This is a genomic window from Oscillatoria sp. FACHB-1407 (assembly GCF_014697545.1).
GTDB lineage: Bacteria > Cyanobacteriota > Cyanobacteriia > Elainellales > Elainellaceae > FACHB-1407.
This window is the reverse complement of record NZ_JACJSA010000006.1, coordinates 224,062-247,160: the sequence shown is the minus strand read 5'-3', so window position 1 is coordinate 247,160 and position 23,099 is coordinate 224,062. Positions and strand designations below refer to the sequence as shown.

Genomic DNA, 23,099 nt, shown 5'->3' with positions numbered 1-23,099 from the left:
ATTATTCACGATGGAGGTAGAGCATCGTCGTCAGCGTCGCGCAATATGGAAGGCGAGAACCTCAATTCTGTTACCCATCCGATGAGTTGTCGGGATGTAATGGGTCTTGCTCCATGCGAGGGGATTGTTTTGAATGTATTGCCGAATGAATAGTAAGGCTTCTTCGTCACGGATGATGCGATCGTAATAGTCGCGTTGCCATAGGGGAACGCCGCTCATTTTACGTAGTTGATTGATTCGTCGCGTTGTAATCGATTTGAAATTGAGAACGATCGCCCCTACTGATCCTTTGGTTAATCGGGGTGGTTGGGGTGCGGCATTTGGCAAATTGTTTTTGGGTCTGTGCGATCGCCTCTGTCCGAATGCCACACCCGGATTGGGTGGTCGGTTATGACCGAAATGCCATGACGATGGTTGGGTATCTACGGAGCGATCGCCCCTTGCCTCCAGATCTGCGACTTCTTCAAGAAGTCGCAGATCTAAACCCTTACTCACCACACCCGATCGGTGCCCCAATCTCTTCTCGAATCGCCACACACTGCGCTTGAAACTCCTGCGCTCGATCGGGTTGACCCAATCCCCGATAAACCGTATTTAACCAACCCAGCGTAAACCCCTCACCCTGTCGATCGCCTACCTCACGACGGATAGCAAGTGCCTGTTCCAGATAACTTAATGCCTGCTCATATTGTTGTTGATTAGCGTAAACACTGCCAATGTTGTTGAGGGTGACTCCTTCGCCAAGGCGATCGCCCACTTCACGAGCAATGGCAAGAGCTTGTTGGTAATAGTCTAAAGCCTGTGAATACTGCCTCTGCTCCCAATAAATTCCGCCGATGTTGCTGAGGGTGACTCCTTCACCACGGCGATCGCCGACTTCTTGAGTGATAGCAAGAGATTGTTGATAATAGTCGAGTGCCTGCGGGTATTGCCCTTGATTGCGATAGATTTCTCCAATGTTGTTGAGGGTGACTCCTTCACCCCGGCGATCGCCCACTTCACGAGCAATGGCAAGAGCTTGTTGGTAATAGTTGAGTGCCTGCAAATACTGTCCTTGATTTTGATAAACAAAAGCGATACTACCCAAACTAACTCCTTCACCAGAGCGATCGCCCACCTCCCGCCGAATGGCAAGAGCTTGTTGGTAATACTCCAGTGCTTTCGCGTATTGCCCCTGATAAGCATAAACCGTTCCAATGTCATTGAGGGTAGTGCCTTCTGACTGGCGATTTCCCTGAGCTTGAAACCCTTTGAGAGCCTGTTCATACGTCTCCAATGCTTCGGGGTAACGTCCTCGTACTAAGAGAGCAACACCTAATCCATAAAGGCTTTGGGTTTCAACGGATTGTTCGCCAATTACGCCTCCGGCAGCATCTAAAAAGCGTTGATAGGCTTCGTTGATGGTGCTGATGTCGTCAGTGGAAAATAGTGAGGTTCCAGCACCTTCTAACCGGGGGATGATGGTGTCAAAGATTTCTCTGCCCTGACTCATGGCAGCGACCGCTTCTCCGGTGCGGCGTTCGGCTTCTTCCGCACGAGCGGAGGCTTCCTCCAGACGCTCGGTGGCTTCGTCGGCACGGGCGGTGGTGGTGGCTAAGCGATCTTCGGCTTGTCGGGCTTGGGCTTCGATGGTCTGTCGTTGTCGGTTGGCGTTTGTCAGATCGGTTTTGGTGGCGTTGAGTTGGCGGGTGGTGGCTTGCAGTTGTTGTTGAGCGGTGGCGCGTTCGCGTTCTGCCCGTGCGGTGATTCGCTCTAGTTGGTCTTGAGCTTTTTCTGTTTCTTGTTCAGCGGTTTCTCGCTCTGCGGTGACTCGCCTCAGTTCTGCGACTGCCTCGGCTTCGTTCTGTAGGGCAGTTGTGAGTCGGGCTTCGGTGGCATCGGCTTCAGCAGAAAGTTGGGTGGCGCGATTTTCTACAATGTCCAGTTCTCGAAATGACCAGAGTGCAGCTCCCGCTGCAACCAGGAGTGAGATTGCCAAAATCTCTAAACTAATGCGATTGCGGCGATTGGCTTTGCGGGTAGCGGCTTCTAAGATCTGCTTGGCTTCGGTTTCCTGGGCGAGTGCCGCTTCCATGTCGCGGGTGGCGAGTTCTTGGCTGGCTCTCAAGAAGTCGTTGTCGTCCTGGCTCAGGTTTTTGCCCTGCGACCACTCCACGGCTTCCTGCAATGCCTGACCGCGCAACAGGCGTGACTCGTCGGTGCGGTCTGAGGCAAGCCAGATGCTAATGGCTTCGGCATAGGGGCGCAGTTTTGCCAGCGCCTCTTCCACCCAAGCAGCATCAAACACCGCTGCATAGATGGGGTTATAGAGCTTGAGTCTTTGGTGCTGTTCGACCACCAGACCGGAGAGGCGCAGTTCCATCTGTTCTTCGCTGCCATCAGCGGTAATTTCGCCCTGTTGCAAAATCTGCTGATAGAGTCCGAGCAGTTGTCCGGTGCGTTGCTCGCTGGCACGCAGGCGATCGCGAATGGTTCGCAAATGCACAGGTTCGTCCTGCGATTCCCAGTTGGTGATGAGGCGATCGCGCACGAGTTGAGCCACAACAGCGGCTTCCTCATCGGGGGGAATGCTGTCCGGTAAGGTCAGCACCAGTTGACAGAGTTTTTGGGTGAGGAAGGGTTGTCCCCCCGTCCATTCTAAAATCGCGGCTAATACGGCTTGGGGATGGGTGGTTTTTGCCGCCAGTCCAGGTGCCAGGGGTGCGACTTCGTGGGGTTGGAAACCGTTGAGGGCGATCGCTCTGCCAATGTTGAACTGGGTGCGGCTCTTGTCGGCAATCAGATCCGAGGGAGTGGCAACCCCTAAGAGGACAAACGATAGCCGTTGATAGCGGGGATCATCCACCCGCCGATTATAGAAGGAACGGATCAGGGCAAAGAAATCGTCCTTAAAGTCGAGCTTAAAGATACTGTCGATCTCGTCAATAAAGAGGGCGATCGGTTGGGCAATGTCGCTGAGGAGGACGGCATCAATAAACTTGCCAAATTTCTGCACCGGGGAGAGCAACCGTTCCTGCTCCCACCACTCCACCAGGTCGATGTGGGTCAGGTGCAGCTTGTGGATCAGTGTGTCGATCAACCCGCCATACCACTGCTCGTCGGTGATGTTCTTCGTACCAATTCCCGTAATATCGATGTCGGCGCAGGCAAAGCCCTCCTGCTGCAACCGTCGCATCGTTCGCACCCGCAAGCTCGACTTGCCCATCTGGCGCGAGTTCAGCACATAGCAAAATTCCCCTGCTTGCAGGGCGGTGTACAAGTCCTGGTCTGCCTGCCGTTCGACATAGCTGGGGGCATCCACGGGCAGACTGCCCCCAACCCGATATTCGTATGGGGTCGAGTGGTTGTTCATGCCCGTCCCCCCAACCGTTTCGCGAAGTACAGGCGATAGAGGTGACACAGGGCAATCACTTCATCATCCTGCAAGCGCACTAAGCCCATACTGTGCAGCCGAAAGCCCAGCTTTGGCTCCAGTCCGACGGCTCCCGGTGTGCTCACCACCTGCTTCATGGCCGTTGCCAGTTGCGGGTCGCTGTGCAGGTTCTCCAGGTGTCGCCGCAGGTGATCCCCGTACAGTCCTGCTTCGGTGGGAGCCGTTTGCAAAAAGCGTTCCAGCGTCATGCCTCGTGCCATCTCATACAATGCCTTTCGCACCAGATAGGGATGCCCCGACACCATCTCAAGCAGTTGGGCGATCTGCGGCTCTGACCATCTCAAGCCGTGCCGCTGCACCAGATGGATCACCTGTTGGGAGGTGAACTCCGGCAACTCCGTCGGCAACCCCACATTAAACGGCGAGTGCTCCACATTCAAGGGAATGTAGACCTCCCTGGAGTGGGCAATCACCAGTCCTAACCGCTGCCAGGTGGGGTCGTTTTTGCTCATCTCGTGCCACGCCCGCAGCAAGCCAAAAAAGTCCTGCGCCACATCCAGATGTTGAAACACCTGATCCACCTCATCCAGTCCCAGGGTCAGCGGTTGCTGAATCGTCGGCAACAGGTAGCGTTGGAAATAGTTGGTGCAGTTGCTCTTGCTGCCCAGCATCGGCTTCCACACGTCCGAGAGACGGTCATCCAGATTTAGCTCATTGGCGACACTGGCACAGAGCCACTGCAACAGGCGATCGATGCTGGTGAGGGAGTCGCCATCCACCAGTTGCAGGTTGAGGCAGACGGTGCGGTGTCCATGCTCGCGCGATCGCTGCAAAATCCGCTGCATCAAGGAAGTCTTGCCCCACTGTCGGGGAGCTTTGATGCGAATCAGTGCCCCCGGTTTGACAATCTCGCCATAACAGTTTGCCTCAATCGGCGGACGTTCCACGTACAGAGGGGAGTTTAAGCCAACGGAACCCTCCGGCAGGTCGAGGCGATCGGGCGGGATAACGGTGATGGCTTCCGAGAGATCTGGGGATGGAACTGGCTCTGGTTCAGGGGATGGCTTTTGCGGCCGGGCAGCAATTGTCTCTGCGGCTTCCCGAATCCCCTTGGCGATGTTGAGAAACGCCTCATCCCGATTGTTCCACTTAGTAACAGGCTTGGCATCCTTGGGAAATGCCTGCAATTTGGCAAAGGGCGCACTACTCCAGTCCACAGGCTTGAGAATAATCGGAATGACACACGCCTCTTTGGCTTCGTGCCGCTCCATTGCCCGTTGCATCTCGATGCCGTAGCAATAGTCCGATGCAAGAAACTGGTCACTGATCAACAACAGAATAATATCCGCCGAGTTCAACTTATCGTCGATCGCCCCTGCCCACTCGGAGCCTGCCGTAATCTTGCGATCGTGCCACGCTTGAATTACTTCCTGCCGTCGCAACAGCGACAGATGGGAGTCCAGTCTTTCTCGCAACTTTTCATCTCGGTGCGAGTAGGAGATAAAAACTTCGACGGGCTTAGTCTGTTGACTCATAGCAAGCAGATAATATTCCGTGAGTTCAGAATATCAATATTTTCTGGTTGCGACTATTTTATCCAGGCAATCTTCAGGGTTCAAACTCATGCCGAATTGACTTGGAAACACAACGGATTCTTGTATCAATAGTTCGGACTGTTTTGAGAGGGCTTGCCCTCATCCCCCAACCCCTTCTCCCTTTTTGGGCTACGGTGTATACATATCTCTTGTCTCAACCTCAAAATCCTGCATTTGCCCCCCAACCCCCCAAAATTGGGGGACTTCCGATCCGCCTCATATGGCTCAAAGTCCCCCAGAATGGGGGATTTAGGGGGCTGAGAGAACTTTTGTATGCACCGTAGCCCCAATTGGGAGGGAATTTAGGGTGAGGGTCAATGCTAACGGCACAATGCAGGTTTTCAGATTTTTCATAAAAACTGTCCAGAGTATTCTTGTGTGAGCTTGGTAGTCTTTGGGATAACCCGGTGAGTCAATACAGTTAGGCCCTAACATTAACGTGAATTTGGGATAAGGATTTTGGCGGTTAAAACCGCCGCTATCGAAGCAAAACCAACCTGCGTCGGTTCATCAAACCCTTCATCTTTCGTAGTCCGCGTCGATTGTTTCGATCCCCCTAAATCCCCCTTCAAAAGGGGGACTTCAGACTCCTGCTTGGGTTCCCCCCTTGTTAAGGGGGGTTGGGGGGATCAAGCAATAGCAGATGTTTTAGAGCTTAAGATTGACTTCATAAATTAGCTCTTAAACCGAACTGACGTTGAACCGTTGTTGCTTCGGCTTCTTGATATATAAGCTCCGTTTAAGCAAAAGCTAGAAAGATATAAGCATTAGCTGCAATCGTTCAAACGAAAGTAACTCTCGTTCAAACAAGTATAAGTTTCGTTTAAGCAAAAGCTAGAAAGATATAAACAATTGCTGCAATCGTTTGAATCAGAGTAACTCTCGTTCAAGCAAGTATAAGTTTCGTTTAAGCAAAAGCTAGAAAGATATAAACAATTGCTGCAATCGTTTGAATCAGAGTAACTCTCGTTCAAACGTGTCTAACGTTGATTGCAATGGTTGCAATAATTGGGTTAACCAACCTATTTCCCGGATGGGGAATGATAGATATCATCGCTGATGGTCTAAAGTATCACAGGCTAACTTTCAACGATCATGAGCGATCATCCCCATACCCTCCTACCATCGCTCGATCGCCACAGGTTCCGATTCAACCACTCCTACCTGCCCCTCAACCTGATAGCGGATCACCGCTCGAACCCGGCTCCCTCTGCTATACCCCGTTTTGTTAGTCAGGTGGAGATCGACGCTGGCATTCTCCATTGGATGCAAGCAAATAGTTTGCGGGGACTGGCTCACCATCTGCCGCACATTGAAACAGGCGTGACAAATTTCAACGGATTGAATCACGACCTCCACATGCGTTCTGCGAGCATTGTGCAATTGCAGAAACACATCGGCAAAACCAATATCGCGATCGCCAGAAGGAACCTGCCCACGCGGGGTTGATCGTTCTTCACGGGCTGTCAGAGTAACAGATGCGATCGTAATACCATTGATTGAGTGCATACCATTCATTAAGTACGTCATCGGTGCCTCGTCGGGTTGTCAGTGCAACTGGGGCGATCGCTGGAGGGGCAAAGCATTAATGTCTCAAATTTAGATTTGAATCCATTAATCCTGGCATCAATGCTTCGCCCGTTCTATCAGGTGGTGGTGTAGTCCCAATCCTCAAAGTTATTGACGATCTGGTTGCGAGTTAGCTCAACCGTGTTACCCCAGGGGTTATAGAGCCGGAACCGCTGCGTCGATGCGTTATATCCCACCATCGTGTAGACGTGATTCGCGACAACACCCGATTCCACGCCTGAGTCTTTTGTACTCAGCGTCACCATGCGCCCTGCGTTAAAGGTACTGATGATGCGATCGAGATCGTTTGAGGTGGTGATAAACAGACTCCACCAATCGCGCCAGGAAACATCTCGATTTTCGGTATTGCGTCCGGTGATATGGCGCAATCCATTGCCTGCCCAACCGCCGTTGATACCGCCGCTATTCGTGGATACCGCCGTTGTTGAGAGCGTTAAACCGTTGTAGGAGTTGGTATTGTCTTGACCAATCCAGCCCGATTCATTGAGTTGAGCATAGGCTTTTTCGGCGAGGGCAACCCACAACTCATTGTTAGCTTCGGTGTTGACGCCACCCCCCCATCCGGCAAACACCGCATTCCCCGAACTATCTGTGGGAACAAATCGATCGACGGTGAGGTAATCCGCTACACCATCTCGATAGAAACGCACGGTAAAGGTGCCGTCACCATTATCGATAAACATATTTTGAATCGTACTGGGCGATCGAAATGCCGCTGCGCCTAGTGCTGCCATGAAATAGCAGTCGCCAATATCGTTTTGATCGACATCTTCAAAGCTAATGCCGTTTTGGAAGAGGGAGCCTTGTAGATAACGGTAGCCGTGGGTTATGGTGCGATTGTAGGAAATGGCTGTGGGGCGATCGCTCCCTAAGAACCACTTACCAATCAACCGCTCCATCTGGTTGCTACTGCTCCCCGCAGACAGGTTGCCGATACCAGAACGAGGGTTTGCCGGATCACCATTTACAACTTTGTTGGACAAATTTCGCACATAATCAGGCATTGAGAAGCCCGTCGAAGGATTCACAACCTTTCGCAGATCTTGCAATTCTGTGGAATCAATACTGCTCTGGTCTTGCACCTCACGGAACATGGAGATCATGTCATTGCGGCTGAGGGAACCATCTGTCCAATAGAGAGCACGCGCCTGACCAATCACCCCCGCATCACTGAGGTGTTCGTTGTACCAGTCTCCGGTTGAAACGCTGAGGTTGTAGTTTGCCTCACCGCTAAACTGATACACCTGAACGAAGTAGTTGCCAGCATTGAGGGGCGTGCCAATCCACTCAGAAGCTTGGCTACCAGCCGTAGATCGACCCAACACTTCATCTGTGTCAATTCTGCCGTTACTGTTGCCATCCCAAATTAGGCGGACATCGGCATCACTGGATAAGCCACTCAGTGTGATGTTAAAGCGATTGGCTGTCCCTGCCAGATTAAACTGATACACATCAGCTGTATCACTACTGCCTACAGAATTACTGAAAACGCGCGTACCGTTGAGCGTGCCCAGACTCGTCTCAGCAGGCAATAGGTTACTGGGGAATGTGTTCGACATCCTCAACGTGTAGTTGGTGTCGCCATTGAATTGATAAACCCGAACGTAGTAATCGCCAATACTTAGCGAGGCAAGGTTAATCGATTCATCTCCTGTACTACCCCTCGATGAAGACGCAACGATCGCCCCACTGCTATTTAAGAGTTGCACATCTGCATCCGCAGACATACCTGTGAGTGATAAATTAAACCGTCCTGCGGTTGTATTACTAAACCGAAAATAGTCTTGTGAGTCAGTGCCACCAACAAACCCATTAGAGCGGACTGAACTACCAAGGGTTCCTAAATTGTTAGCTTCACTCATCGAGTTATCCGCTAACGGTAAAAACACCAGGTCATTAAAAACTAAATCTGAAACAACCAAATCAGATATTGGTAATGTATGGCTAACGTTGTTAGCAACTATCGTTGAAGTCTCTAAAAAGCCTCTTTCAGAGCGATCGCGAGGATTTGACTTGCTAGATGAAAACTGGTTTGCCGCACTGGCTCGAAACCCTCTTGCATGGCGTTGTGAGGTGCCGAGATCAGAGGACAGATCGAGAGGTAAGGCTGATTGAGAAGAACGATGGGATTGAAGAGAATTAGCACGTAAGGTATTAGAACGCTCTAGAACTCGAAATTTAGATTGCATAGTTGCCTGCCTTCACAAAATGAAACAAGTGCAATGGAGAAAGCCAGGTCAATCAAGCCACATCAAAACCCTGGATATCTGGATAGAGATCCTCGATTTGGGTTGGTAGCTGCTTCAAGATGAATGGTGTCAGGGGGCTGAATGAACTGTGATTATTTCTCGCAAGTTCGAGAAGGCTTTATGCAAAAATGCCACTTTTTTTTGGATTGAAATGGTCTTCCTAGGGAAATTGAAACCGTAACCGTCCCAGACCCCTAAATTCCCTAACTTCGGGGGACTTTGAGCCTTTGTTAGGGGTCTTGATGGGTGCATCTAGTGATTGCGCGACTGAACCCGGCAAATGAATTCGCGGCTATCTTATGGACAAAGCAAAGATGTGTGTACACCGTAGCCCCATTTTGGAAGAGGGATTTCAAGCCACTCTGACTTCCCTTCTCTCAAGTGAAGAAAAGAGGGTGTTGCTGATCCAACATATAAATTTCGGAGGGGCGTTTCGCGAAACGCCCGTACAGCGATGGCTGGTTTTCGAGAATCATATCTGCATTCAGCAATGCCGAAAAGAGGTTGGGGGATGAGGGTTGAGTGAAGCTTGCGAAAAAGTTTCCCTGAATATGGACTAGGGGGATCTTAAGCAAGTTAGTTATGCCTCAGTTAAATTACGGAGGCACGATTATTTTGTCCGTAAATCTGGGAATTCTATAAAGTAGTTGTATTGTAAATTACATAGACACTTCAGCAATACTTATTTATCAGAGCGCACAAATGACATTTCCCTCAGGAGAGGTTATCGTGCGATTAAGAGTGTCTATCTTGGGGTGATTTTCTATGCAAGGATTCCAGGATGCATTTATTTCCTATGGTCGAGCAGACAGCAAAGCTTTTGCTGCCCAGCTTCACCATCACTTAGTAGAGCAAGGGCTAACCGTCTGGTTTGACTTTGATGACATTCCATTAGGAGTGGACTATCAAAAACAAATCGACGACGGCATCAATCGGGCTGACAACTTTCTCTTCATCATCTCGCCCCATTCCGTCAATTCGCCCTACTGTCGCCTGGAAATCGAACTCGCATTGAAACGGAATAAGCGCATTATTCCTCTCATGCATGTTGCCGAGATCAGCCGTGAAACCTGGCAACAACGTAACCCCACAGGCACCGATGCAGATTGGGAAACCTATCAAGCCAAAGGGTTACACTCCAGCTTCATCAATATGCATCCCGAAATCTCGAAGATCAACTGGGTCTACTTCCGGGAAAATCAAGATGACTTTCAGGAATCTTTAAAGGGGTTACTGACCATCTTCGATCGCCACCACGACTATGTGCATCAGCACACGCAATTCCTGGCGAAAGCACTGGAGTGGGAAGAAAATCAGCGGCGATCGCAATACTTGTTAGTGGGTGAAGACCGTCAACACGCCGAAACCTGGCTGAAAACTCGTTTCACCGACTCCCAACCTCCCTGCACTCCCACTGAGTTGCATTGCGAATTCATCACTGAGAGCATCAAAAACGGTGAGAACCTGATGACTCAGGTGTTCTTGTCCTATGCCACAGAAGATCGCGACATTGCCAAAAAGATTCGCTCCAGTTTGCTGCGGGAGGCATTCACCGTCTGGATCAACACTACCGATATTCAGACCGGAGTTGATTTTGAAAACGCCATCAAACGAGGAATTGAAGAAGCCAATAATATTGTATATTTGCTCTCTCCGCGTTCCCTCACATCCTATTACTGCCAACTCGAAATTGACTACGCCTTGTCACTCAACAAGCGAATTGTGCCAATTTTAGTGGAGGCGATCGACCCCCAGCAGCTACCCCCTACACTCCGCAACCTGCAATACATCGATCTCACCGACAACCTGTTAGAAACCGACTATCAACACGACGAAAACCAACTGCTACGGGCACTACGACAGGATGTCGCTTATCACGAAGACCACAAGGTCTTGTTGACCAAAGCATTCAAATGGGAGCGACACAACTACAACCCCACCTTTTTGTTACGGGGCTATAACCTGCGCCATGCCGAGGCGTGGCTTAAGCTGGCAAAACACCATCCGCGATCGCCCAGCACCCCACTCCAGGAAAAGTTCATTGCTGAGAGCCAGCGACAACCCCCCGGCATCGCAGTTGATGTCTTTATCTCTTACTCGCGTGCCGATTCCGGGTTTGCCCGTCAACTGAATGAGGCATTGCAAATGCAGGGCAAAAACACCTGGTTTGACCAGGAAAGCATCGCCTCAGGCACTGACTTTCAACAGGAGATTTATCGCGGCATCGAAACAGCAAACCATTTCCTCTTCATTCTGTCACCCAGTTCCATCAACTCGCCCTACTGTGCTGATGAGGTTGAATACGCTGCCAAACTCAATAAACGCTTTGTGACAGTCCTCCATCGCCCCATTAACCCAGCCAATCTGCATCCTGAATTAGCCAAAGTTCAGTGGCTCGACTTTAACGGACGAGATGGTGATTTTTCGTCTAACTTCAAAGACCTGCTGCGCGTGTTAGACACCGATGCGGCTCACCTCAAAGCTCACACCTGGCTTTTGGTCAGGGCGATCGAGTGGGATAACAAAGGACGCAGTGATAGCCTGTTATTGCGGGGGGACGATCTGTCAGAGGCAGAGCAGTGGTTGGACAAAAGCAACACCAAGCAACCAGAACCAACGGAACTCCACCAAAACTACATCAGAAAAAGCCGCGAAGTTGAAGCTGCCAATCAGCGTCTGGCACAGGCAGGAGCACGAGCACAACAAATAGTGCGGGTAGGGTGGGTGGTCCTGGGGGCAACGGTGGTGGTTGGCGCGACGGTATGGGTCGGAGCACGATTGGTCGCCCAAAAAATGGTCGATAGCGCAGTAGAATTGTGGCTCAAAAGCACGGTTCCCGCTATCTCCCGTGAAATTGGCACGCTGTTTAGCCAGGTGGGATCAACCCAACAGATCATCCAAAAAGCATTTACCGATGATCTGGTTGATCTCAACAATAAGGAAGAACTGGAAATCTTTTACATGACGCTGGCAAAAGCGCATCCCAATTTGAACTGGATTCAATTTGGCTTTGCCAATGGGGATTATTTCGGTCTACAACACACCCAGGAAGGCAACATTAATATCATTAACCGAGATTACGATCCTCAAGCGCAACGAGCAACGCGCACGGTAGAATCCTATCGTCGAGTTGACGACACCTTTGAGTTCGTAGAGACGCTCTCCACACCCGAAAACTACTACTCTCCTCAGCGTCCCTGGTATCGATCTGCTGTCGGCAATCCGGGTTATCAAACCTGGACGGATGTCTACATGTTCGCCTCGACCCAAACGCCTGGGATTGACTCCTCTGTGACTGTACAGAAGCAAAATCAGTTATTGGGAGTGATTAGCATTGCGATCGAACTCAGGCAATTGTCAGTTTTGCTAGAACGGTTGCAACAAGGGCAACCTGGGGCACTATTTATCATCACTCCCAAAGGTGAGTTGATTGCATCGAGCGATCCTCGGGATCTTGGTTTTACCTCAACAGAACGGGATATCCCCGATCTAGTGACACTGGATGAGGTTGAAAACCCCCTTGCTCAATATGCCAGTCAAGTTTTTCGGAAGAATCAAGTTTCGTTAGAACACATCAAGGCACAACAAATCTTTAAACATGAAGACTCAGAGTCAGAGGTGAAATATCGGGTTGCCATTAATCCTATTCGTAATCTCGACTGGAATCTGGTCGTAGTGATGCCAGAGTCAGTATTAACAGAGGAATTTGACTCATACAACCGGATTACAACGATCGCGATCGTTCTGTTAGTGCTCCTGATGGTCACAGCCGTGTTTTTACTCTCTCGACAGAAGCCCAAATCTACCGACAATAAATCTCTGGGAGTCGCTTCAGACAAAATGATTGGCTAACGAGTGATGTTCATCTTCTGAAGTGCTGGAATTGAGTTCAATGTATCTATCTCTAAAGACCATCGGTGTGCGTTAAAACACGAAAGTCTTCACGTTCAAATTTACCAACCTCTGCCTTTAGTTAGAGATGAGGAAAGAGAGCAACCGATAAGGTTATGAATTAATCGGCATGTAATTACAGAGTGTTGGTAGTCCAAATTTTAAGCCAACTAATACCAATTCTTTATAAAGCGACATAGAGCAAAAAGTGTAAGCTTTTTGTCCTTCAGGACTCAATTCTATGCACGCTTTGATTCAGTTGGTGTTAGCCAGGAGTGCCTCGATTGAGCACTCCCATTGTTGGCTATCCAAATTCTGTATTTTTAAGGGTCGAGCTTAAACCGTTTATCGTTGAGCAGCTTAACTGTAGTTCAGCTTTAGGCGCATTGGCTTCACTAAACGAATGAGGTAGCCAGACAATATGGCAACAAAATTTCCGAAATTTAGTCAAGACATTGCTCAAGATCCAACAACCCGTCGAATTTGGTATGGCATCGCCACTGCCCATGACTTTGAAAGTCACGACGGGATGACTGAGGAAAACCTTTACCAAAAGATTTTTGCCTCTCACTTTGGTCACGTTGCAATTATTTTTCTATGGACTTCTAGTTTATTGTTTCATGTCGCTTGGCAGGGTAATTTTGAAACCTGGAGCCAAGACCCACTGCATATTCGCCCGATCGCCCACGCCATTTGGGACCCTCATTTTGGCAAACCTGCGGTTGAGGCTTTCACACAAGGTGGAGCCTCCTACCCGGTCAACATCGCCTACTCAGGGGTTTATCACTGGTGGTACACCATTGGGATGCGAACCAACGGCGAATTGTATACGGGTGCGCTGTTTCTCCTGGTGTTAGCATCCATCTTCCTGTTTGCGGGGTGGTTGCATCTTCAGCCCAGGTTTCGTCCTTCTCTGTCCTGGTTTAAAAATGCCGAGTCTCGGTTAAACCACCATTTAGCAGGTCTGTTTGGTGTTAGCTCTTTAGCCTGGGCAGGACACCTGATTCACGTTGCGATTCCCGAATCGCGAGGACAGCATGTAGGCTGGAACAATTTTCTATTCACACCGCCCCACCCAGAGGGACTCAGACCCTTCTTCACCGGAAACTGGGGAGCTTACGCGGAGAATCCGGATACCCTTGACCACGTGTTTAACACCGCCGATGGAGCCGGAACTGCAATTCTCACGTTTTTGGGAGGCTTTCATCCCCAGACTCAGTCGCTGTGGTTGACGGATATGGCGCATCACCATTTGGCGATCGCCGTTATCTTCATCGTTGCAGGTCACATGTATCGCACCAACTTTGGCATCGGTCACAGCATCAAAGAAATGTTGGATGCCAAAAACTTCTTTGGTCAGCGAGTTGAAGGGCAGTTCAATTTACCCCACCACGGCTTATATGACACCTACAACAACTCTCTGCACTTTCAACTCGGCATTCACTTAGCGGCTCTGGGAGTTGCCTTATCTCTGGTGGCGCAGCACATGTATTCCATGCCGCCTTATGCTTTCATGGCAAAGGACTTCACCACACAGGCTGCACTTTACACCCATCACCAGTACATTGCAGGTTTCTTAATGATTGGGGCATTTGCTCACGGTGCCATTTTCTGGATACGGGATTATGACCCCGCTCAGAATAAAGGCAACGTGTTAGAGCGGGTGCTTAATCATAAAGAAGCGATTATTTCGCACTTAAGCTGGGTGTCGTTGTTCCTGGGATTCCACACCCTGGGGCTTTATGTCCACAATGATGTCGTGGTTGCTTTTGGCACACCTGAAAAGCAGATCTTAGTTGAACCCGTTTTTGCTCAATTTATTCAAGCGGCTCATGGCAAAGTGTTGTACGGCTTCGACACGTTGTTGTCCAATCCTGACAGCATTGCCACAACCGCCTGGCCTAACCACGGCAACGTCTGGCTTCCAGGTTGGTTAGATGCCATTAATAGTGGGGCAAATTCCCTATTTTTGACTATTGGTCCGGGTGATTTCCTCATTCACCATGCGATCGCCCTGGGTCTGCACGTCACCACTCTGATCTGTGTGAAAGGGGCACTGGACGCACGCGGATCGAAGCTTTTTCCAGATAAAAAGGACTTTGGCTTCACCTTCCCTTGCGATGGTCCCGGTCGAGGTGGCACTTGTCAAACAGCTGCTTGGGAGCAATCCTTCTATCTGGCAACCTTCTGGATGTTGAATACGCTGGGCTGGGTGACCTTCTACTTCCATTGGAAACACCTCGGCATCTGGCAGGGCAACGTCGCTCAATTCAACGAGTCTTCGACCTACATCATGGGTTGGTTGCGCGACTATCTGTGGTTGTATTCGGCTCCAGTCATCAATGGTTACAATCCCTTTGGGATGAATAATCAGGCTGTTTGGGATTGGATGTTCCTGTTTGGACACCTCGTTTGGGCAACTGGGTTTATGTTCCTGATTGCCTGGAGAGGTTACTGGCAAGAACTCATTGAAACGCTGGTATGGGCACACGAGCGGACTCCACTGGCAAACCTGGTGCGCTGGAAGGATAAGCCTGTGGCTCTGTCGATTGTTCAGGGATGGTTAGTGGGGCTCGCGCACTTCACCGTTGGCTATATCCTCACCTACGCGGCGTTCTTGCTGTCATCGACGGCGAGTCGATTCCCGTGACCTGACTCCTAACGCTTCTGTATGAATGAATCGTTGTGGGGCTGAGGCTTCACAACGATTCCGGTGTTTATATAGCCGAGGGTTGGTTAGGGCGGAGTGCGGGAGGGAACCCCTAGCTGGCAGCACAGCCCCCATACCCCCTTGTCTCACCTTGTCTCAACTCTCTCGACAATTGCTTACCACACTGTTTTTACACAATGGAGCAAGACTAGCTCAAAGGTAGACGCTAGATCGATGAAGTTGTTTTTGAATACAGATAGGGACGCAATGGCTCGATCGCCTCGTCATCCTATCAGACCCGTCTAAAGTCATCATCCTGATTAGGAGTTTCATTGAGGGGCGATCGCCCCTACACAATCAACCATTCCCTTCCCATTGAAAGTCAGCCCTTCATCTCTGAATTTATTGCTATGACCAGTTCACTCCCATCAGGAAAATTTGAAGAGTTTCGCGATTCTCTGCAAAATCCGCTATCCCCTCCTCAAATCACGCAACAGCTTTCAGAGAATGTCATTTTGACGACGGTTGAAGATCTCTACAACTGGGCCCGGTTGTCTAGCCTATGGCCTCTGTTGTATGGCACTGCCTGCTGCTTTATTGAATTTGCGGCTCTGATCGGTTCTCGCTTTGATTTCGATCGCTATGGACTGATTCCACGGGCATCTCCCCGTCAAGCCGATCTGATTATTTTGGCAGGCACGTTAAATATGAAAATGGCACCTGCAACCCTGCGTCTGTATGAGCAAATGGCAGACCCCAAATACGTAATTGCTATGGGAGCGTGCATGATCACAGGGGGGATGTTTAGTGCTGACTCTCCCACTGCGGTGCGGGGAGCCGATAAGATCCTGCCGATCGATGTTTATATTCCAGGTTGTCCGCCTCGCCCAGAAGCGATTATGGATGCCATCATCAAATTGCGCAAGAAGATCTCAGCCGAAGCCCTGCAAGAGCGAGGCATCGTGGGGCAAACACACCGCTATTACACCCGTCCTCACCAGTTAAAGCCGATTTCACCCATTTACACGGGTGACTACTTGCGTGCTCCCGATCGCCAACAACCTCCACAACAGATTACAGAGGCGATCGGAATGCCTGTTCCTCCAGCTTTGGCAACTGAACCTGCGAATGAGTCAGACAAGGTTAGAGATCGAGAGCGATTGCCCTTAAACGCCGAACGAGGCATTGGCACCTCCGATTTAGGAGCGTAAATCAAGCCACAACTTGTTATACAAAACAGCACTGATACTGAGTACCAGTGCTGTTTTGTATAGCCGTAGCCACATTCGATAGGACAGAGGCGAGTCAGGAACCCCATCGAGTGTGGCTACGGCTATAAATCCCCAGTCCTAAAGAGATCTCAAAGCTTTCCAGACATCCTCCTCAACGAATTAAATTGATCAGGTTACAATGCTGATGAGCATCAGTCATGGATGTATCTATCTCAGGGTAGATTGAGTAGTCAGGTAAATAAGTTTTTAGCGTATTAAGAGCCTATCTGAAAACCTCAAACATGGTTTCTGAAACTCAGGAATGCGAATTAAATAACATGGGTGAATTCCTTGCTGTATAGGTTTGGTAATGCTAAACCCATACACAAAAACTGCATTTTATTTAATTCATCATTCCTAGTACTGCTATGCACAGATAGGGTTTGGAAATAAAACCAGGGGAGTGTGGGGCTGTGCCCCCAGCCAGGGGTTTCACCCCTGCACCCCAAATTCCCACCCTGATTGACGACGATTTGTACTTAGGTGAGGTGGCAATACCCACGCTACACAACTTTAAAGAACATCATTGCTTCGATGTTTCTTAGTTATTCTTACTAAATCATGTCATCCGTACCATTTCCTGATCCTAACAATTCCATAATGGCTTCTAGCTCAAACAATACCGTCGAACAGATTGCTACCCTTCAAGCTCAGAATGCTGATCTACAACGACAGGTTCAGGAGTTAAAAGCGGCTCTCGCTGATAGTCAGGCGCGTCATCGGGTTGCCGAAACCAGACTAAGCAGTATTCGCAATAATGCTGGAGCTGCTATTACAAGTTTTCGTGTTTATCGAGATCGAGAGTGGGACTATGAATATCGCTCTGTTGGAGCAGAAACAATATTTGGCTACACGTCACAAGAGTTTGAATTAGACCCAAATCTTTGGAAATCGCGAGTATTTGCAGAAGACGTAGATAGGGTCATTGCTCCGGCGATCGCTCGAATCTTTGCAGGAGAGTCTTTTCAGATGGAATATCGGTTTCATCATAAAGACGGGAGCTTGCGCTGGATTTGTGACACGTTGATCTCTCAACCAGACGATGAGACAGATAGTTGGTTTGTAACAGCGATCGCGTTAGATGTGAGCGATCGCAAACAAACTGAAACTGAATTGCAACACAATCGTGACTTTATTGAACGGGTGATGGATGGCTCACCACAGTTGCTCTACATCTTTGATCTGGTTGAACAGCGAAATCTCTATATAAACCGCCAGATTACAACCATGTTGGGCTACATCCCAGCAGAAATCCAAGCATGGGGCAGCCTTGTTTTTCGGGACTGTGTGCATCCCGACGACCTTCCACGGGTTCAACAATCGATGCAGGGTTGGAGCAACATTCCCGATGGACAGTATTTAGAGATCGACTATCGGATGCGACACAAAGATGGTTCCTGGCGGTGGTTGCGATCGCGCGATGTGGTGTTTGAGCGGGATGAAGCCGGACAACCGACGAAAATTTTAGGAACAGCCGTTGACATTAGCGATCGCAAACAATTGGAGTTGGCCCTGCAATTAAGTGAGGAACAACTGCGCCAGATTATTGAAAATATTCCCGATATCTTCTTCTTAAAAGACTTTAAGACGCGCGAAGTAATCTACATTAACTCTGCCTACGAGACGTTTTCAGGGCGATCGCGTCGGGCCGCATACCAGAACAACGATATTTGGTTAGAGACAATTCATCCAGATGATCAGGCGTTTGTTCTGGCTAAATATCAACAGGCAAAACAGGGCACTACCTTCTTCAACGACGAATACCGCCGGATTCGCCCGGATGGGTCTATTTGTTGGGTGTGGGATCGCACCTTTCCCATCCATGACGATCAGGGTAATATTTACCGTTTTGCAGGCGTTGTGCGTGACATCACTGAACGTAAACAACTTGAACTGGCTTTACAAGCTTCGGAAGCCAAATTACAAGATATTTTGAACAGTGCGATCGCAGCCATTTGTAGCTTGCGAGTGTATGAAACAGGTGACTACGACTATGAATATATGTCGTCAGGCTGCGAAGCCGTGTTTGGTTACACAAAGGATGAATTTTTTGCGGATAAGAACCTGTGGCGATCGCGTGTTTTTCCAGAAGATTTATGCCGAGTTTTACCCCCTGAGCAGATCACTCAAGAAATTACTGATACTGTGGCTTATCGGTTCTATCGCAAAGACGGTAGCCTACGTTGGATTTCTAATCACATCAAAATCAGGCGGGATGACACAACCCATACCTGGTTAGTCACAATTGTCGATATTGATATTCACGATCGCAAAACGGCTGAAATTGCCTTACAACAATCAGAAACGAAACTCAGCAATGTTCTCAATAGTGCGGGTGCTGCCATTACCCAGTTTCGCTTATTTGCTGATATGCATTGGCAGTATGAATTTTATTCACCTGGCAGTGAGGCAATTTTTGGCTATTCGGTTGAGGAGTTAATGCATGGCAATATATGGCTCTCCTGTGTGCATCCAGAGGATGCCAGGAATGTCCATTTGCCTGCTCTGGAGCAGATGCTTGCCGAGAAATCAGTCACTATCGAGTTTCGCTTTCGGCAAAAGGATGGCTCTTGGCGATGGATCTCCGAAACGGCAACTTCAAGGCGCGACGATGCAGCGGATTGTTGGTTTGTCACTTGTGTTGCCACTGACATTAGCGATCGCAAAGCTCTGGAGTTTGCCCTGCAAGTTTCTGAAACCAAGCTCAATGATATTCTCAATAGTGCGCCTGCTGCCATTACCAGTATGCGTCAACTTGCTGATCAAACCTGGATAACTGATTATCGCTCTTGTGGATATGAGCAGGTGTTTGGCTACACAGGACAAGAGCTAGAAGCCAATCCAGGATTCTGGTTGTCACGAGTCATCCCTGAAGATCGCGGTCGCGTGATTACATCCACCACTAATTTGAAAGCACTTGAACCCAATCAGGCTACAGAATATCGGTTTCAACACAGAGATGGTAGTCTGCGGTGGATTGCTGCAACTCAAGCCATTCGTTGGGATGAAAGGGCTGAATGTACGGTTGTCACCATTATTGAAACAGACATTAGCGATCGCAAATTCGCTGAACAGGCATTACAGAAAGCAGAGGAAAGCTATAGCCTTGCGACTCGTGCTGCCAAAGTCGGCGTGTGGGAATGGAATTTACGCACAAATGATTTCTATCTTGATCCCACGATTAAGGGATTATTAGGCTACACCGATGACGAGATTCCCAATGACATTGAGTATTGGGCGACGTTCGTTCATCCCGACGATCGCGATGCTGTCATGGTATCGGTTCAAGATCACCTGGATGGCAAAACTTCTGAATACGCTTACGAACATCGAATGCTCCATAAGGATGGCTCCATCGTTTGGATTTTGGCACGAGGACAAGTGTTGCGAGACGAACAGGGCAACCCAGAACGGATGGTCGGAGTTGATATGGATGTCAGCCATCTGAAGCAAGCTGAAGTTGCATTACAGCAAAGTGAAGAACGCTTTCGTGAGATTGCTCAAACCGTGAGTCAAGCCTTCTTTGTGCATTCGGCGGCAACGGGCGAGTATATCTACATCAGTCCCGCTTATGAACGGATTTGGGGGTACAGTTGCGACACACTGTATCAAAACCAGAAATTCTGGTTAGACACAGTTCATCCTGATGATCGGCCTCAAGTGCTGGCATCTGTAGCCCACCAATGTGAGGGCAACTCCGTGCAACGAGAGTACCGGATTATTCGACCGGATGGTGACATTCGCTGGATTTCTGCCCAAATTACGCTCATTCGCGATGAAGCCGGAACCCCGCTCCGCTTTATCGGATTGGCAGAGGATATTAGTCATCGCAAACGAGCTGAAGAAGCCCTCAGACAAAGCGAACAAATTTTTCGACAAGCCTTTGAAACAAGTGCATTTGGCATCAGCATTCGCTCCCCTGAAGGCAAGTATCTGCGAGTTAACCAGACCCTTTGTCAGATTCTGGGATACACCGATGTTGAACTGCTGCAATTAACCTATCGTGATGTCACGCATCCTGATGATTTAGCGATCGCCCCTCAGCAGACCATCAACAAACTAGTCACTGGTGAAATTCCTTACTACCGTTTGGAAAAGCGGTTCTTACATAAACAAGGTCATATTGTATGGGGGTTGATCAGCATGTCAGTGGTACGAGACTTGCAGCAACAACCCCTGTATTTTGTGACTCAAGTCCAGGATATTACGGCTCGCAAAGCGACTGAACTCGAAAACCTGAAGCTGCGAGAGAGACTACAGTTTCTGATAGCAAAAACTCCTGCTGCAATCTTCACCTGTAAAGTTGAAGATGACTACGGAGCCACCTTCATGAGTGACAACATCCAATCTATTTTGGGGTACAAGGCACAAGAGTTTGTGCAAAACTCCGAATTTTGGATGAGCCATGTTCACCCAGATGACACCTCTACAATCCTTGCAGGGTTAGATCCTTTATTTGAACACGGATTTCACACCCATGAATACCGTTTTCTTCATCAGGACGGCACTTACCGTTGGATGCGAAATGGTTTGAACTTAGTCAGAGATGCTAATGGAAAGCCCATTGAAATGGTGGGATATTTTATCGATATCACCGATCGCAAACAAGCCGAGGATGCATTGCGCCTGAGTGAAGAACTCTTCCGCCAGATTATCGAAAATATTTCAGATGTCTTCTTCCTTAAAGATGCTCAAACCGGAGCACTGATCTATATCAACTCAGCGTATGAAACGGTCTATGGGCGATCGTGCCAATCGCTATATGACGATCCTGGTTCCTGGTTAGAATCTATTCATCCCGACGACTCTGCTTATATCCAGGCGAAATATCAACAAGAATTAGTAGGGCAAACTCTTTTTGATGATGAATATCGCCTCGTCCGTGCGGATGGCTCAATTCGTTGGATCTGGGATCGCACATTTCCGATTCATGATAAGCAGGGAAAAGTTTACCGTTTTGCTGGTGTAACCCGTGACATTACCGAGCGCAAGAGATTAGAACTGGCACTGCAAGCCTCAGAAACAAAGCTCAATGACATTCTCAACAGTGCGATCGCCGCTATCTCAAGTTTTAGAGTGTTCGCGAATCGAGACTGGGAGTATGAATATTGGTCAGATGGGTGTGAAGGCATTTACGGCTATACATCACAAGAATTCATGGCAGACAATCACCTGTGGTTGTCTCGTATCCATCCAGACGATATAGAAAAGGTCATCCTACCCAAATACCAGGAAATTTTTAATGAATCTACCTTTTTGATTGAATTTCGGTCTTATCACAAGGATGGCTCCTTACGGTGGGTTACTGGATCATTCACCTCCCGTCGGGATGACAAAAACGATTGTTGGGTTGTGACCGTCGTTAATATTGATATCACCGATCGCAAATACGCTGAGATCGCTTTGCGTCAGAGCCAGGAAGAGTTACGCCTAATCACAAACTCTCTGCCTGCCTGTATTGCCTACATTGACACCGATCGGCGATATCGCTTTGTCAATCAAACTTACAACGAGTGGTTTTGTCTTTCTCCCGAAGAGATACTGGGCAAACAGATTGCAGAAGTCATTGGTGAGGCAGCTTATACTTTAGCCCAACCCTATATTGATCAAGTTTTTACAGGGAAAACCGTTGAATATGAGATTGAGTTTCCTTATCCCAGTGGCAATCGCTATGTCAATGCAATGTTAGTTCCTCGCATCGATCACATCACAACAGAAGTTCAAGGCTATTACGCTCTAGTCACCGATATTAGCGATCGCAAACAATTTGAAAAACAGTTACAGCGATCGCTGCGTGAGAAAGAGATCTTGTTAACCGAGATTCATCATCGGGTCAAAAATAATTTACAAGTCATTTCTAGCTTGCTCGATCTACAGGCTAATCGCTCTCAAGATCTACATCTAAAAATGGCGTTGAAGATTAGCCAGGATCGAGTCCTGTCAATGGCGTTAGTCCACGAAGCTCTCTACCGCCTGGAACAATTTGCTGCGATGAATTTTGCCGCCTACGCCGAAGAGTTAATAAGACATTTGTTCAATACCTATCGCTCCTCAGAGCGGAGAGTGATTAACCATATCAATATTGATTCGAGCATTAACATTAGCCTGGATCAGGCAGTGCCTTGTGGTTTGATTCTCAATGAGTTGGTGACAAACGTGATGAAGTACGGCTGTAGTGACGTTAATACTACTAATTTGTATGTCAGCTTACAGCGAATTGCCAACACTAAAGTGCAACTCACCGTCGGGAATGAAGGCAATACCCTGCCCACAGACTTTAATATCAAGAGAGATGTGTCAATCGGACTAACTCTCGTGCAAGTTTTAACAGATCAACTGAGTGGCAGATTTGAGATTGAAAGGGGCGATCGCACCTTGTTTAAGGTCATATTTCCACTCGATACCATCTCCAGATAAAAGATTTCCCATGGCAGGGATTGACACCTCTACACTGCCGTAAATCAGTTGGCTTCGGCTATC

General features: G+C 48.8%; 8 protein-coding genes and 1 pseudogene. 4 read left to right on the top strand and 5 right to left on the bottom strand.

The genetic code is table 11. The features are described from left to right. Positions 1-30 precede the first annotated feature (30 nt). From H6G89_RS12485 to H6G89_RS12465, 5 genes are all read right to left on the bottom strand, one after another. Positions 31-495 (bottom strand): transposase, encoded by a 465-nt coding sequence (locus H6G89_RS12485; protein WP_190506584.1) that lies wholly within the window; start codon positions 493-495, stop codon positions 31-33. After that, entirely contained in the window at positions 488-3,352 is a 2,865-nt protein-coding gene (locus tag H6G89_RS12480; protein ID WP_190506582.1) for a tetratricopeptide repeat protein, read from the bottom strand. The genes H6G89_RS12485 and H6G89_RS12480 overlap by 8 nt, the downstream gene beginning before the upstream one ends. Then, entirely contained in the window at positions 3,349-4,908 is a 1,560-nt protein-coding gene (locus tag H6G89_RS12475) for an AAA-like domain-containing protein (protein ID WP_190506580.1), read from the bottom strand. Before H6G89_RS12475 ends, H6G89_RS12480 begins: the two co-directional genes overlap by 4 nt. Positions 4,909-6,087: 1,179 nt before the next feature. Continuing rightward, positions 6,088-6,498, bottom strand: coding sequence for a hypothetical protein (locus H6G89_RS12470; RefSeq protein ID WP_190506578.1), 411 nt, complete (start codon positions 6,496-6,498; stop codon positions 6,088-6,090). Between the two features lie 116 nt (positions 6,499-6,614). Next, complete coding sequence (locus tag H6G89_RS12465; protein ID WP_190506577.1) at positions 6,615-8,747, bottom strand: C2 family cysteine protease; 2,133 nt, start codon at positions 8,745-8,747, stop codon at positions 6,615-6,617. A gap of 825 nt (positions 8,748-9,572) precedes the next feature. Between H6G89_RS12465 and H6G89_RS12460 the strand changes: the two genes are divergently transcribed. The 4 genes and pseudogenes from H6G89_RS12460 (at position 9,573) to H6G89_RS12445 (ending at position 23,036) form a co-directional block, all read left to right on the top strand. Beyond that, positions 9,573-12,659 carry a TIR domain-containing protein gene (locus tag H6G89_RS12460; protein WP_190506575.1) on the top strand — a complete coding sequence of 1,029 codons (3,087 nt, stop codon included), beginning with the start codon at positions 9,573-9,575 and terminating at the stop codon, positions 12,657-12,659. 460 nt (positions 12,660-13,119) lie between these two features. Further along, positions 13,120-15,348, top strand: a complete 2,229-nt coding sequence (gene psaB / locus H6G89_RS12455) for a photosystem I core protein PsaB (protein ID WP_190506573.1) — start codon at positions 13,120-13,122, stop codon at positions 15,346-15,348. Positions 15,349-15,758: 410 nt separating this feature from the next. Continuing rightward, a pseudogene (gene nuoB, locus H6G89_RS12450) lies at positions 15,759-16,481 on the top strand (NADH-quinone oxidoreductase subunit NuoB); the annotation flags it as partial. 738 nt (positions 16,482-17,219) lie between these two features. Further along, the gene (locus H6G89_RS12445) at positions 17,220-23,036 is read left to right on the top strand and encodes a PAS domain-containing protein (protein WP_190506569.1); all 5,817 of its coding nucleotides are present in this window, start codon (positions 17,220-17,222) and stop codon (positions 23,034-23,036) included. Positions 23,037-23,099: the final 63 nt, after the last annotated feature.

Coding starts and splice junctions, on each gene's coding strand:
- H6G89_RS12480 (WP_190506582.1), bottom strand. CDS start 3,352: ATGAACAACCACTCGACCCCATACGAATATCGGGTTGGGGGCAGTCTG.
- H6G89_RS12475 (WP_190506580.1), bottom strand. CDS start 4,908: ATGAGTCAACAGACTAAGCCCGTCGAAGTTTTTATCTCCTACTCGCAC.
- H6G89_RS12470 (WP_190506578.1), bottom strand. CDS start 6,498: ATGACGTACTTAATGAATGGTATGCACTCAATCAATGGTATTACGATC.
- H6G89_RS12465 (WP_190506577.1), bottom strand. CDS start 8,747: ATGCAATCTAAATTTCGAGTTCTAGAGCGTTCTAATACCTTACGTGCT.
- H6G89_RS12460 (WP_190506575.1), top strand. CDS start 9,573: ATGCAAGGATTCCAGGATGCATTTATTTCCTATGGTCGAGCAGACAGC.
- psaB (WP_190506573.1), top strand. CDS start 13,120: ATGGCAACAAAATTTCCGAAATTTAGTCAAGACATTGCTCAAGATCCA.
- H6G89_RS12445 (WP_190506569.1), top strand. CDS start 17,220: ATGGCTTCTAGCTCAAACAATACCGTCGAACAGATTGCTACCCTTCAA.